Source organism: Sagittula sp., assembly GCF_052825245.1.
Genome location: NZ_JBRBWD010000032.1, coordinates 382,083 through 395,537, shown reverse-complemented (window position 1 = coordinate 395,537; position 13,455 = coordinate 382,083). Strand labels below are relative to the sequence as shown.

The 13,455-nt window shown below is 66.8% G+C and carries 10 protein-coding genes; 7 read left to right on the top strand and 3 right to left on the bottom strand.

Annotated elements, in window-relative coordinates; genetic code table 11:
• Positions 1–90 precede the first annotated feature (90 nt).
• A complete protein-coding gene (locus ACU0DV_RS12890; RefSeq protein ID WP_446241556.1) occupies positions 91–1,317 on the top strand; it encodes a class I SAM-dependent methyltransferase in 1,227 nt (408 codons plus the stop codon).
• Between the two features lie 242 nt (positions 1,318–1,559).
• Positions 1,560–4,922, top strand: a complete 3,363-nt coding sequence (gene carB / locus ACU0DV_RS12885) for a carbamoyl-phosphate synthase large subunit (protein ID WP_100928477.1) — start codon at positions 1,560–1,562, stop codon at positions 4,920–4,922.
• A 120-nt stretch (positions 4,923–5,042) separates the two neighbouring features.
• Here the strand turns inward: carB and ACU0DV_RS12880 are convergent, their stop codons facing one another.
• A complete protein-coding gene (locus ACU0DV_RS12880; protein ID WP_100928475.1) occupies positions 5,043–5,777 on the bottom strand; it encodes a MipA/OmpV family protein in 735 nt (244 codons plus the stop codon).
• A gap of 360 nt (positions 5,778–6,137) precedes the next feature.
• Here ACU0DV_RS12880 and gpmI point away from each other — a divergent pair, with 360 nt between their 5' ends.
• From gpmI to ACU0DV_RS12855, 5 genes are all read left to right on the top strand, one after another.
• Positions 6,138–7,691, top strand: coding sequence for a 2,3-bisphosphoglycerate-independent phosphoglycerate mutase (gpmI, locus tag ACU0DV_RS12875; protein WP_446241555.1), 1,554 nt, complete (start codon positions 6,138–6,140; stop codon positions 7,689–7,691).
• Complete coding sequence (locus ACU0DV_RS12870) at positions 7,688–8,797, top strand: murein hydrolase activator EnvC family protein (protein ID WP_446241554.1); 1,110 nt, start codon at positions 7,688–7,690, stop codon at positions 8,795–8,797. The genes gpmI and ACU0DV_RS12870 overlap by 4 nt, the downstream gene beginning before the upstream one ends.
• Before the next feature lie 3 nt (positions 8,798–8,800).
• Positions 8,801–10,144: a S41 family peptidase gene (locus tag ACU0DV_RS12865; protein WP_100928472.1), complete on the top strand. Its 1,344-nt coding sequence runs from the start codon at positions 8,801–8,803 to the stop codon at positions 10,142–10,144.
• A 69-nt stretch (positions 10,145–10,213) separates the two neighbouring features.
• A complete protein-coding gene (locus ACU0DV_RS12860) occupies positions 10,214–10,699 on the top strand; it encodes an RNA pyrophosphohydrolase (RefSeq protein WP_283981511.1) in 486 nt (161 codons plus the stop codon).
• Positions 10,699–11,184, top strand: coding sequence for a hypothetical protein (locus ACU0DV_RS12855; protein ID WP_100928470.1), 486 nt, complete (start codon positions 10,699–10,701; stop codon positions 11,182–11,184). The genes ACU0DV_RS12860 and ACU0DV_RS12855 overlap by 1 nt, the downstream gene beginning before the upstream one ends.
• Positions 11,185–11,221: 37 nt before the next feature.
• On the opposite strand, the gene ACU0DV_RS12850 is transcribed toward ACU0DV_RS12855, so the two are convergent.
• Positions 11,222–12,622, bottom strand: a complete 1,401-nt coding sequence (locus tag ACU0DV_RS12850) for a lytic murein transglycosylase (RefSeq protein ID WP_446241553.1) — start codon at positions 12,620–12,622, stop codon at positions 11,222–11,224.
• Between the two features lie 8 nt (positions 12,623–12,630).
• Positions 12,631–13,389, bottom strand: a complete 759-nt coding sequence (locus tag ACU0DV_RS12845) for a helix-turn-helix transcriptional regulator (RefSeq protein WP_100928468.1) — start codon at positions 13,387–13,389, stop codon at positions 12,631–12,633.
• Positions 13,390–13,455: the final 66 nt, after the last annotated feature.

The following is a 13,455-nucleotide window of genomic DNA, read 5'->3' as shown; positions in this document are numbered from 1 at the left end:
GCGGCGCAAAAAACGCTGGACCGAAGGGAACCATTAACGAAGATTAACGTTTGGGAAAGCAGTCTTCTGACAACCGTATGGGGGTATACGATGTGGTGGACCGTACTCGACAGAATGCTGAAACGGATGATCGTCAGGGGCAGGCTCTGCGTTGTCGGGCCGGATGACCAGACCGGCACGTACGGACAGGGCAGTCCCGAGATCATGGTGAACATCACCTCCGACGAGTCGGTCAGGCGGCTCGTGACGCAGCCCGCGCTGGCGCTGGGGGAGTGCTACATGGACGGCACGCTCCGCATCGACGGGAACGACCTGACCGGCTTCATGACGCTTCTGCTGGAAAACGAAAGCTACAACCGGATGCCGGGGTGGTACATGGGCGCGCTGAAAGCCCGGACCGCGCTGCGCGGCGTCATCCAGCGCAACAACCCGCTCAAGTCAAAGCGGAACGTGGCGCATCACTACGACATCTCCGACGATCTCTACGCGCTCTTCCTCGACCGGGACATGCAGTATTCCTGCGCCTACTGGCCGCGGCCCGACATGACGCTGGACGAGGCGCAGGAGGCCAAGAAGGCGCATATCGCCTCGAAGCTGCTGATCGAGCCGGGGATGCGGGTGCTGGACATCGGCTGCGGCTGGGGCGGGCTGGGGCTGACCCTGGCGCGCGACCACGGCGCACGGGTGACCGGCGTGACCCTGTCGGAGAACCAGCTTGCCACCGCGCAGGCCCGCGCCCGTGCCGAGGGGCTGGAGGATGTGACCGACTTCCGCCTGCTGGATTACCGCAAGCTCGACGAGGAATTCGACCGGGTGGTGTCGGTGGGGATGCTGGAACACGTGGGCGCCCCGCATTTCGACGAGTATTTCGCCAAGGTCTCGGACCTGATGGGCGACGACGGCATCGCGCTGATCCATTCCATCGTGAAATCCGGGCCGCCGCGCGCCAACAACCCGTGGATCGACCGCTATATCTTCCCGGGCAGCTACGCGCCCTCGGCCTCCGAGATCTACGGCGCGATCGAGAAGGCCTGGCTCTTCCAGTCCGACGACGAGGCGCTGCGCCTGCATTACGCCAAGACGCTTCACGCCTGGCGGATGCGGTTCGAGGCGCAGTCCGACCGGATCGAGAAGATGTTCGACACGCGTTTTGTCCGCATGTTCCGCTTCTACCTGACCTCGATGGAGGTGTCGTTCCGCATCGGCACGCTGCACGTCCAGCAGTGGCAGCTCGCCAAGCGCATGGACGCGGTGCCGATCACCCGCGACTACCTTTACACGTCCGAGGCGGAGGATCACCGCATGGCGGCGGAGTGAGCCCGTCCCGGCCACCCGCGGGTGGCGGTTGCGGGACGCCTCCGGCGGGGAGGTATTTATCGCCAAGATGAAGGAGGGGCGGGTCGCCGATCCGCCCCTTTCCGCGTGGTGCGACGCCGCGCGGCCTCCTGCGTCAGCTTGGGGGTTGAACCCGCGCGACGCCCGTCTATAACCGCCACAATTTGCGGGCAGGACAGGCGAGTCCCTGCCCCGCTGAAACACGCCGCCAGACGAGGTTCTCCATGCCCAGACGTACCGATATCAAATCCATCATGATCATCGGCGCCGGACCCATCGTCATCGGGCAGGCCTGCGAGTTCGACTACTCAGGCGCCCAGGCCTGCAAGGCGCTGCGCGAAGAAGGCTACCGGGTCATCCTGGTGAACTCCAACCCGGCGACGATCATGACCGACCCGGGCCTGGCGGACGCCACCTACATCGAGCCGATCACACCCGAGGTCGTCGCCAAGATCATCGAGAAGGAGCGTCCCGACGCGCTTCTGCCGACGATGGGCGGGCAGACCGGGCTGAACACCTCGCTCGCGCTCGAAGAGATGGGCGTGCTGGCGAAATACAATGTCGAGATGATCGGCGCCAAGCGCGAGGCCATCGAGATGGCCGAGGACCGCAAGCTGTTCCGCGAGGCAATGGACCGCATCGGCCTCGAGAACCCCAAGGCCGAGATCATCACCGCGCCTAAGAAGGCCAACGGCAAGCGCGACCTCGACGAGGGCGTCCGGCTGGCGCTTGAGACGCTGGAGCACATCGGCCTGCCCGCGATCATCCGCCCCGCCTACACGCTGGGCGGCACCGGCGGCGGCGTGGCCTACAACCGCGAGGATTATATCCACTACTGCCGTTCGGGCATGGATGCCTCTCCGGTGGGCCAGATCCTGGTGGACGAGTCGCTGCTGGGCTGGAAGGAATTCGAGATGGAGGTCGTCCGCGACAAGGCGGACAACTGCATCATCGTCTGCTCCATCGAGAACGTCGATCCGATGGGCGTGCACACCGGCGACTCGATCACCGTGGCGCCCGCGCTGACGCTGACCGACAAGGAATACCAGATCATGCGCAACGGCTCCATCGCCGTGCTGCGCGAGATCGGGGTGGAGACCGGCGGATCCAACGTGCAGTGGGCGATCAACCCGGAAAACGGCCGCATGGTCGTGATCGAGATGAACCCGCGCGTGTCGCGCTCCTCGGCGCTGGCGTCGAAGGCCACCGGCTTCCCCATCGCCAAGATCGCGGCGAAGCTGGCGGTTGGCTACACGCTGGACGAGCTCGACAACGACATTACCAAGGTCACGCCCGCCTCCTTCGAGCCGACCATCGACTATGTCGTCACCAAGATCCCGAAGTTCGCCTTCGAGAAGTTCCCCGGCTCCGAGCCGAAGCTGACCACCGCGATGAAGTCGGTGGGAGAGGCGATGGCCATCGGCCGCACGATCCACGAATCCATGCAGAAGGCGCTGGCCTCGATGGAATCCGGCCTGACCGGCTTCAACGAGGTTGACATCCCCGGGCTGAAGGAAGGCCATTGGGAATCGGTCGGCAGTGAAGGCAAGGCCGCCGTCATCAAGGCGCTGTCGGAGGCCACCCCCGACCGGCTGCGGACCATCGCGCAGGCCATGCGCCACGGGCTTTCGGACATCGAGATCCAGGGCGTCACCGCCTACGATCCGTGGTTCCTCGAACGTATCCGCGAGATCGTCGAGGCCGAGGAGGAAGTGCGTCGCGACGGCCTGCCCGTCACCGAGGACGGGCTGCGTCAGCTCAAGATGATGGGCTTCACCGACGCGCGTCTGGCCGGGCTGACCGGCCGGACCGAGGGGCAGGTGCGCCGTGCCCGCCAGAACCTCGGCGTCAACGCCGTCTTCAAGCGCATCGACACCTGTGCCGCCGAATTCGAGGCGCAGACCCCCTACATGTACTCGACCTACGAAGAGCCGATGATGGGCGAGGTCGAATGCGAGGCGCGCCCCTCCGACCGCAAGAAGGTGGTCGTGCTGGGCGGCGGCCCGAACCGGATCGGGCAGGGGATCGAGTTCGACTACTGCTGCTGCCACGCCTGCTTTGCGCTGGCCGACGCGGGCTATGAAACCATCATGATCAACTGCAACCCGGAAACGGTGTCGACCGACTACGACACCTCTGACCGGTTGTACTTCGAACCGCTGACCTTCGAGCACGTGATGGAAATCATGCGCGTCGAGCAGGAGCGCGGCACGCTGCACGGCGTCATCGTCCAGTTCGGCGGCCAGACGCCGCTGAAGCTGGCCAACGCGCTGGAAGAGGCGGGCATCCCGATCCTCGGCACCACGCCCGACAGCATCGACCTGGCCGAGGACCGCGACCGGTTCCTGAACCTCGTCAACGATCTGGGCCTGAAGCAGCCCAACAACGGCATCGCCTCCACCGACGAGGAAGCGTTCAAGATCGCCGAGAAGATCGGCTTCCCGCTGGTGATCCGCCCGTCCTACGTGCTGGGCGGCCGCGCGATGGAGATCGTCCGCGACATGGACGGGCTCAAGCGCTACATCCGCGACGCGGTGGTGGTTTCGGGCGACAGCCCGGTGCTGCTCGACAGCTACCTCTCGGGCGCGACCGAGCTTGACGTCGACGCGCTGTGCGACGGCGAGGCGGTGCACGTCGCGGGCATCATGCAGCACATCGAGGAGGCCGGGGTGCACTCCGGCGACTCCGCCTGCTCGCTGCCGCCCTACTCCCTGTCGAAGGACCTGATCGAAGAGGTCAAACGCCAGACAGAGGCGCTGGCCCGCGCGCTGAACGTGGTCGGCCTGATGAACGTGCAGTTCGCCATCAAGAACGACGAGATCTACCTGATCGAGGTGAACCCCCGCGCCTCCCGCACCGTGCCCTTCGTGGCCAAGGCGACGGACAGCGCGATTGCCTCCATCGCCGCGCGCCTCATGGCCGGAGAGAAGCTCTCGGCCTTCCCGACGCGTCTGCCCTATGCCGCCGACATCGACTACGACACCGACGTGCCGATGGCCGACATGATGACGCTGGCGGACCCGGACATGCCGTGGTTCTCGGTCAAGGAGGCGGTCCTGCCCTTCGCCCGCTTCCCCGGCGTCGACACCATCCTCGGGCCCGAGATGCGCTCGACCGGCGAGGTCATGGGCTGGGACAAGTCCTTCCCGCGCGCCTTCCTGAAGGCCCAGCTTGGCGCCGGCACCCACCTGCCGACCGAAGGCGCGGTCTTCCTGTCGATCAAGAACGACGACAAGACCCCGCAGATGGTCGAGGCGGCGCAGATCCTGTCGGGCCTGGGCTTCCGCCTGATCGCCACCAGCGGCACCGCGGCTTTCCTGTCGGAGCACGGGCTGACCTGCGACACGGTGAAGAAGGTCTACGAGGGCCGGCCGAACATCGTCGACCTGATGAAGGACGGCGGCGTGCAGCTGGTTCTGAACACCACCGAAGGCTCCGCCGCGGTCGAGGACTCGCGAGAGATCCGCTCCGTCGCCCTCTACGACAAGATCCCGTACTTCACGACCGCCGCCGGCGCCCACGCCGCAACGCTGGCCATGCAGGCAAGGGAAGAGGGCGAACTGGTGGTGAAGTCGCTGCAGGGGTGACACCCGACCGCGTCAGGGGCGCTTGCCAAGTGCGCCCCTGATCCAGCCGGAACCGGCGATTTCATGTCGGCGGCTCCCTCGGTTCTTTCCTGACATATCAGGTATTTGGGGGCGCGCCCCTCACCACCGCCAGTCGAACGTCCGGATCAGTTTCACGCTGACCGTGCCGCTGTCGCGGTCCTGTACGACCGGGGAGTCGCCCGCGTCGCCCACCAGCCGGGTCCAGCCGAGCGCGCCCTCGACCGCCCAGACCTCTGAGAAGTCGTGCCGCACGGTGAACTCCAGCCCGGCCGTGTACAGCCCGCCGTCCGCCGAATAGGCCGGCAGCGTCGCGCCGGTCGGGACGGCGAAATAGGTGTCCATGTATTCGTCGTTGGCAAAGGACAGGCGCGGGCCGAAGCGGACCTCCGTTCCCTGGCCGTAGTCGTGCACCACGTCCGAACCCAGGTCGCCGACCACGCCTTCGTGCCCGGTGACACCCTTGCGCACCGCGCCCCAGACCTCCACCGACGGCCAGCGGTAGGACACCCGGCCGCCCAGTTCGAGCGCCGCGTCCACGTCGTCGATGCCGGTCAGGCGGGAATAGTCGGACGCCTCGCGCTCCGGCAGGTAGCGGAAGGACGGGCCGAAGCCGAAGCCCATGCCGTCGCCCCGGTCGATGTCGAGGCCCAGCATGCGGAAGGTCGTTACCGATGCCCCCAGCGCCGGACCGGCGACATATTCGTCCGACCCCTCGTAGGCCGGGCGCGATTGCACACCAAGCCCCAGTTCGAAGGACAGCGCGCGTTCCTGCGCGGCTGCGGGCAGGGCAGAGGCGGCAAGGGCCAGAACGGAAAGCCGGTGGGTCAGCGTCATAGGATGGGTCTCCAGGGGAAAGGCATTTGACCCGAGCGTAGCACGCGCGCCCCCGGGTGCCAGCGGCGCCGCTCCGAAAGTGGGGTCCCCGCGTCACCTTCACGCAGTCGTGATCGGCGGAACGGGGCGCGCGGCGCCGCGACGCCCGATCCCGGCGAAAGGCGCCGGACTCCCGATTCGCGGGCGGCGGTCATGGTTAACAACCGGCCGGTTCGCCCCCCTGAACCGGCCGGGACTCACCATAACGAGGCGTTAACCGGGCAGGGTTAAGCCACCGCACGCAGCATTGACCCGCGCACTCTCCACATCGCGCTCCGGCTCTGTTACAGGACAGCGCAGGGCAGTCCGGAGGCGCAGATCATGAAACCCGTCATCCTTACCATTCTCGACGGCTGGGGCCTGCGCGAAGAGACGGCGAACAACGCCCCCGCGCTGGCAAAAACCCCGACAATCGACAGGCTTATGGCGACCTGCCCGCATGCGACGCTGATCACCCACGGGCCTGACGTGGGTCTGCCGACCGGGCAGATGGGGAACTCCGAAGTGGGGCACACCAACATCGGCGCGGGCCGGGTGGTGGCCATGGACCTGGGCCAGATCGACCTTGCCATCGAGGACAAAAGCTTCTTCGAAAACAAGGAGATCCTCGATTTCTGCGGCGCCGTTAACGAAGCCGGCGGCAAGGTGCACCTTGCGGGGCTGACCTCCGACGGCGGAGTGCACGCCCATGTCAGCCACATGATCGCCGCCGCGAAAATGATGCGGGATCAGGGGCTTGAGGTCTGGCTGCACATCCTGACGGACGGCCGCGACACCGATCCGAAATGCGCGCTCAATTATATCGCTAACCTTCGTGAAGAGCTGGACATCCCCGAGGACAACACCGGCCCGGTGCGCTTTGCCACGGTGATCGGACGCTACTACGCCATGGACCGCGACAACCGCTGGGAACGGGTGGAGGCGGCCTACCGCGCCATGACCGCCTATGCCGACAGCAACACCGATGCCTTCCCGAGCGGCGGCACGCACCCCACGCCGGAGGCCGCGATCAAGGCCGGTTACGCGGAGCGGGGCCAGGGCGACGAGTTCATCAAGCCCTCCGTCATCGAAGGATATCAAGGGTTTGGCGAAGGCGACGGGCTGTTCTTCCTGAACTTCCGCGCCGACCGCGCGCGCGAGATCCTCGCCGCCATAGCCGCGCCGGACTTCGACGGGTTCGAACGAGAGAAGCCTGCGCTTTCCGCCTGTCTCGGCATGGTCGAATACTCCGAGGCGCACGGCAAATACATGACCACAGCCTTTCCGAAGCGCGAGATCGTCAACACTTTGGGCGAATGGGTGGCCAAGCACGACAAGACGCAGTTCCGCCTCGCCGAGACGGAAAAATACCCGCATGTGACCTTCTTCCTGAACGGCGGCAAGGAAACCCCGGAGCCGCACGAAGACCGCTTCATGCCGAAGTCGCCCAAGGTCGCGACCTATGACATGCAGCCGGAAATGAGCGCGGGCGAGGTCACGGAGAAGTTCCTTGAAGCCATCGGCAAAGGCTATGACCTGATCGTCGTGAACTACGCCAACCCCGATATGGTCGGCCATACCGGCGATCTGGACGCGGCCATCAAGGCTTGCGAGGCGGTGGACCATGGCCTTGGACAAGTGGTTGAGAAGCTTGAGCAAACCGGCGGCGCGCTGCTGGTGATCGCCGACCACGGCAACTGCGAGACGATGGTCGATCCGGAAACCGGCGGGCCGCATACGGCGCATACGACGAACCTCGTGCCGGTGATCCTGTTCGGCGGGCCGGAGGGCGCATCGCTGGCGGATGGGCGGCTGGCAGATGTGGCGCCGACGCTGCTGGCGCTGATGGGCCTGCCGCAACCCGATGAAATGACAGGGGAAAGTCTGATCCGGTGAAACGCCTCGCGCTCCTTCTGACCCTGGCCGCCACGCCGCTTGCCGCGCAGGACGCGGGCGAGGATGCGCGCCGCGCGGCCGAGGCGCTGGAGGCGGCCTCCGTCCAGCTCGACCGCGCCGAGGACGCGCAGGACCGGGTCTCTGCCCTGACCGACACCATCCGCGCCTACGAGGACGGACTTGCCGCGATGCGCGAAGGGCTGCGCGCCGCCGCCATCCGGCAGACCGAGCTGGAGCGCAAGCTTGAGGCGCAGAACCAGGAAATTTCCCAGCTATTGGGCGCACTTACCGCGATGGGCGGGCGGGCGTCGCCGGGTGCTCTGTTGCATCCGATGGGGCCTTTGGGAACCGCACGGTCGGGCATGCTGGTCGCCGCAGTGACGCCGGGGCTGGCCGCGCAGGCCGCCGACCTGCGCGCCGATCTCGAAGAGGTCACCGCCCTGCGCGACCTCCAGCAGAACGCGGCACACACGCTGGCCGAAGGGCTGAAAGGTGTGCAGGAAGCGCGCACCGACCTCAGCCAGGCCATCGCCGACCGCACCGACCTGCCCAAGCGCTTCACCGAGGACCCGGTGCGCACCGCCATCCTGATCTCCGCCACCGAGACGCTGCAGGGCTTCGCCTCCGGTCTCAGCCAGATCGCGGAGGGGGAGGAAGAGGGCGCGCCGCTCCCGGATATCGAGGACCTGCGCGGCACGCTTCCGCTGCCCGTGAGGGGCACGCTGCTGCGCGAGGCGGGCGATCCGGACGCCGCCGGAGTGACCCGTCCGGGCATCCTGATCGCCACCCGTCCCGGCGCGCTTGTGACCACGCCGACCGCCGCCACCATCCGCTACAACGGCCCGTTACTGGACTACGGGCTGGTGACGATCCTCGAGCCGTCACCCGATATTCTCTTTGTTTTCGCCGGGTTGGACCTCGTCTACGGCGAGATAGGAGAGGTGCTGCCAGCGGGCAGTCCGATCGGCCTCATGGGTGGGGCCACAAATGCGTCAACTCCGGGTGAAGGGGCTGGCGCAGGGCGTACGGAAACGCTCTATATAGAGGTCAGAGAGGGCGACGCGCCCAATGATCCACAGCTGTGGTTCGCAATCGACAAGGGATGAGATATGCAGAAATTCGTGATGGCCGCAGTGGCGGGCACCCTGGCCTCCGTGGTCGCGACGACGCAGTTCGTCGGCCCGCTGGTGGCGCAGGAACAAGGCAAATCCGCCACCGTCTATGAGCAGCTCGACCTCTTTGGCGACATCTTCGAACGCATCCGCGCGCAATACGTGGAGGAGGTCGAACCCTCCGAGCTGATCGAGGCGGCGATCAACGGCATGTTGACCTCGCTCGATCCGCACAGCAGCTACCTGCCGCCAGACGATGCCGCGGACATGCGCGTCCAGACCCGCGGCGAATTCGGCGGCCTCGGCATCGAGGTCACGCAGGAAGAGGGTTTCGTCAAGGTCGTGTCCCCGATCGACGGCACCCCGGCGATGGAAGCCGGCATCGAGGCCGGTGACTTCATCACCCACGTCGACGGCGAAAGCGTGCTGGGCCTGACGCTCGACCAGGCGGTGGACCTGATGCGCGGCCCGGTCGGCTCCGAGATCGTGATCACCGTGGTCCGCGAGGGCGAGGAAGAGCCCTTCGACGTCTCGATCATCCGCGACACCATCAAGCTGACCGCCGTCCGCGCCCGCACCGAAAGCGACACGGTCGTGCTGCGCGTGACCACCTTCAACGACCAGACCTACCCGAACCTCGCCGAGGGCCTGGCCGAACAGGTGGAGACGCTGGGCGGCATGGACAACGTGAACGGCGTCGTCCTCGACCTGCGCAACAACCCGGGCGGCCTGCTGACACAGGCGATCCGCGTCTCTGACGCCTTCCTCGAGAAGGGCGAGATCGTGTCGACCCGTGGCCGCGATCCGGCCGATGGCGACCGTTACAACGCCACCCCGGGCGACCTTGCCGAAGGCAAGCCGCTGGTGGTGCTGATCAACGGCGGTTCCGCCTCCGCGTCCGAGATCGTCGCCGGCGCCCTGCAGGACCACCACCGCGCCATCGTCGTGGGCACGAAGTCCTTCGGCAAGGGTTCCGTCCAGACGGTCATGCCGCTTCGGGGCGACGGTGCGATGCGCCTGACCACGGCGCGCTACTACACACCGTCCGGCCGCTCGATCCAGGCACTGGGCGTGTCGCCGGACATCGTGGTCGAACAGCCGCGCCGCGAACCCGACGCCACGGAGGAGGACGAAGAGGCAACCAATGTCTTCTCCCGCTCCGAGGCCGACCTGCGTGGCCGTCTCGACAACGACTCCCTGACGGAGGAAGAGATCCAGCAGATCGAGGAGGACCGCGCCAAGGCGGAGGCCGCCGCGAAACTGCGCGAGGACGACTACCAGCTCGCCTATGCCATCGACATCCTGAAGGGCCTGTCGAAGCTGGCGCCCACCGATCAGTAAGAAGGGACAAGGGCGGGATCGGATCCCGCCCTTTTCACGACGACCATGCAAGTAACCAAGACACCCGCCATGACGCCCGAAGACATCGCCAGGCTGCCCTACCGCCGCAACGTCGGCGTGATGCTCGTCAATGCGGACGGCCATGCCTTTGTCGGTCAGCGCTTCGACAGCGAGGAACCCGCCTGGCAGATGCCGCAGGGCGGGATCGACAAGGGCGAGGATCCGCGCGCAGCCGCGCTCCGCGAGTTGACCGAAGAGACGGGCGTGACGCCGGACCTCGTGACGGTAGAGGCAGAGACGGAGGGCTGGATCGCCTACGACCTGCCGCACGACATCGTGCCGCGCATCTGGAAGGGCCGCTACAAGGGGCAGGAGCAGAAGTGGTTCCTGCTGCGCTTCCACGGCACCGACGACCAGATCCGGCTGGACGCAGACGACCACCAGGAGTTCTCCGAATGGTGCTGGCTGCCCGCTGACGAGGTCGTGGCCCAGATTGTGCCGTTCAAGCGGCCGGTCTACGAAAGGGTCATCGCTGCCTTCAGGGACCGTCTGTGATGCGCTGGCTGGCCGTAGCTCTTGCCCTCTGTGCGACGCAAGCGCAGGCCCTGTCCTGCCTCAAGCCTGACGTGGTGCGCACCTACAAGGAGGTCGATGCCTCCCCGGACCGCTGGGGCGCTGCGGTGGGACGGCTGGACTTCGACGAAAGCCAGCTGCCCGAAGCGCCGCAGTCCGACCCGAACGCCGCGCCGCCGGAAACGCCGATCCGCGCGCAGCTTGTGGGCAAGACCCTCGACAGCGACGGGTTCACCAAGCCGTTCCAAGGCAATGTCACGCTGATCGTCCAGTGCTACGGCCCGTGGTGCGCGCAGCCGCAAAGCGGTCAGGAGTACCTGGTTTTCCTGAAGCGCGAACCGAACCGGCATGTCGCCTTTGCCGATCCCTGCGGCACGCGGCTGTTTGCCAATCCGTCGCGCGAGGACCTCGACCGCATCACCACTTGTTTCCGCAACGGACCGTGTGCGGAGCAGGGCCTGCCCTGATCCCCGCTGATGGCGGAGGGGGCCGCAGCCCCGTCCCTCAGCGCAGTTTCTTCAGCAGTTCCATGGAGGCGTAGCCGTCCGGCACAAGCCCGGCGCGGCGCTGGTAGCCGCGGATCGCCTGCAGCGTCATCGGCCCGATGCGCCCGTCCACGCCCTGCGTGTCATACCCGGCCTGTGTCAGCCGGGTCTGAAGCTCCTTGCGCTCGGTGCTGGTCAGCGGGCGGTCGTCGCGGGGCCACGAGCCCTGGAATTTCTCGCCGCCCATGATGCGGTCGGCAAGGTGGCCGACCCCCATCGCATAGGCGTCGGCGGCGTTGTAGCGCTTGATCACGCGGAAGTTCTTGAAGACGAGGAAAGCTGCGCCCTTGTGTCCCGCGGGCAGCAGGATCGTCGCCGCGCCGTAATCGGGGACCGGCTTGCCATCGGTGCCCATGACCCCAAGCCGCGCCCAGGCGGAGGGCATGCGCTCAACGTTGACCTGATCGTAATCGAACCCGCGCGGTAGCACGACTTCGGCGCCCCACGGCTGACCGGCGATCCATCCGTTCTTTTTCAGATAGTTGGCGGTGGAGGCCAGCGCGTCCGACGGATCGTCGCCCCAGATGTCGCGGCGCCCGTCGCCGGTGAAGTCCACGGCGAGCGACTGGAAGGATGTGGGCATGAACTGCGTGTGCCCCATCGCCCCGGCCCATGACCCGGTCATCCGGTCGGGCGTGGTGTCGCCCTGTTCGAGGATCTGCAGGGCGGCGACAAGCTGGGTCTCGAAGAACGACCGCCGCCGCCCATCGAAGGCAAGGCTCGCCATGGACTGGATGATATGGTTGGAGCCGCGATAGCTGCCGTAGGCGGTTTCCATGCCCCAGACGGCCAGCACGATCTCCTTGTCGACACCGTAGTGCGCCTCGATCCGGTCGAGCAGGGCACGGTGCTGGGCCAGTGCGGACCGACCGTTGTTCACGCGCGAGTCGGAGGCGGCGCTGTCGAGGTAGTCCCAGATGGCCTTGGCGAACTCCGCCTGAGAGGAGTCGCGCTCCACTACCTTCGGGTCGAAGGTCACGCCACGGAACGCCGCGTCGAAGGTCCGGGCGCTGACGCCCTGCGACAGGGCGCGGGGGCGGAACCCGTCGATCCAGCGGGCAAAGGCGGCGGCCTTGGCGGGGCTCACGCTTTGGGTGGTGACAGGGGCGACGGCCACCGCGGCGCTGCGCGGTTTCAGGGCCGCCGGGCGGATGGCCGGGCGGGTGGACCGTCTGGGCGCCAGCAAGGTGTCGCGCAGGCTGTCGCCAAGGCCGCTGGCCCGGCTGACCACCTCTTCGACGTGGCTCACGACAAGAGTGCCGCGCGCCTTGGGGCGCAGCGACGTCTGGAGAGTCTCCGCGTACACGGGACCAGTGCCGAGGATTGCGATCCCCAGCCCGATACAGGCCATCCTGAACATCTGATTGTCTACCGCTCGTTTGTTTTGTCGCAACTGTAACCCGGATCGGGTGACTTGCGAAGGTCCCATCCCGAAGATGCGCGAATCCTCGCGTCAGCCGTGTCGTTGTAGTCGCGCAAAAGGGGCACTCTTTCGGGCCGGAACGACCGCCCCGTCCGTTGCAGATCCAGCATCCGGTCCAGCCGGAAGGCGCGAAAATCCCTGCGAAGACAACACCATGCGAGCAGACAGTGGCTGTTGTCGAAAAGCATGACGGCCAAGGGCTTCACTTCGCGCCGGGTCGGGGCACCGTTCTTGTCGGTGTAGTCGAAGGACACCTGCTCTTCGTCCCAGCAGGCGCGGCGCAGCGCGCGCGCGTCGATGGTCGGGCGGGGCGGCGGGGCGAATCTGTGGGCGTTCAGCACCGCATGGCGCAGGCGGTGTGCCTGCCGCTCGGGCAGGCGCGCGCGCAGCTTGGCCAGGGCCGATTCCGCCGACTCCGCCAGCGCCGGGTCAGCGACGGCGGCGACCTCCCGCAACCCGAGGATCAGCGCCTCCAGTTCCTCGTCGTCGAAGCCCAGGGGCGGCAGGTGCGCGTCCTCGATCAGCCGGTAGCCGAACCCCGCCTCGCCGTCGATCACTGCCCCCAGTTCGCGCAGCGTGTCGATGTCGCGATAGAGCGTCCGGGGAGAGACACCCGTTTCCTCCGCCAGGCGTGCGGCGGTGACCGGCGACGGCAGGCGGCGCAGGGCGGACATCAACTGGAACAGGCGATGGGTGCGGGACATGTCGGAACAATGCGTCAGGCAGTTGTCAGAAACTGGCATGAGCCTGCCATAGCGTGGACCGGGCAC

Excerpts from the sequence above, each read along its gene's own strand:
- ACU0DV_RS12855 (WP_100928470.1), top strand. The coding sequence starts at position 10,699 with ATGCGCTGGCTGGCCGTAGCTCTTGCCCTCTGTGCGACGCAAGCGCAG.
- gpmI (WP_446241555.1), top strand. The coding sequence starts at position 6,138 with ATGAAACCCGTCATCCTTACCATTCTCGACGGCTGGGGCCTGCGCGAA.
- ACU0DV_RS12850 (WP_446241553.1), bottom strand. The coding sequence starts at position 12,622 with ATGTTCAGGATGGCCTGTATCGGGCTGGGGATCGCAATCCTCGGCACT.
- ACU0DV_RS12890 (WP_446241556.1), top strand. The coding sequence starts at position 91 with ATGTGGTGGACCGTACTCGACAGAATGCTGAAACGGATGATCGTCAGG.
- ACU0DV_RS12845 (WP_100928468.1), bottom strand. The coding sequence starts at position 13,389 with ATGTCCCGCACCCATCGCCTGTTCCAGTTGATGTCCGCCCTGCGCCGC.
- ACU0DV_RS12880 (WP_100928475.1), bottom strand. The coding sequence starts at position 5,777 with ATGACGCTGACCCACCGGCTTTCCGTTCTGGCCCTTGCCGCCTCTGCC.
- carB (WP_100928477.1), top strand. The coding sequence starts at position 1,560 with ATGCCCAGACGTACCGATATCAAATCCATCATGATCATCGGCGCCGGA.
- ACU0DV_RS12865 (WP_100928472.1), top strand. The coding sequence starts at position 8,801 with ATGCAGAAATTCGTGATGGCCGCAGTGGCGGGCACCCTGGCCTCCGTG.
- ACU0DV_RS12860 (WP_283981511.1), top strand. The coding sequence starts at position 10,214 with ATGACGCCCGAAGACATCGCCAGGCTGCCCTACCGCCGCAACGTCGGC.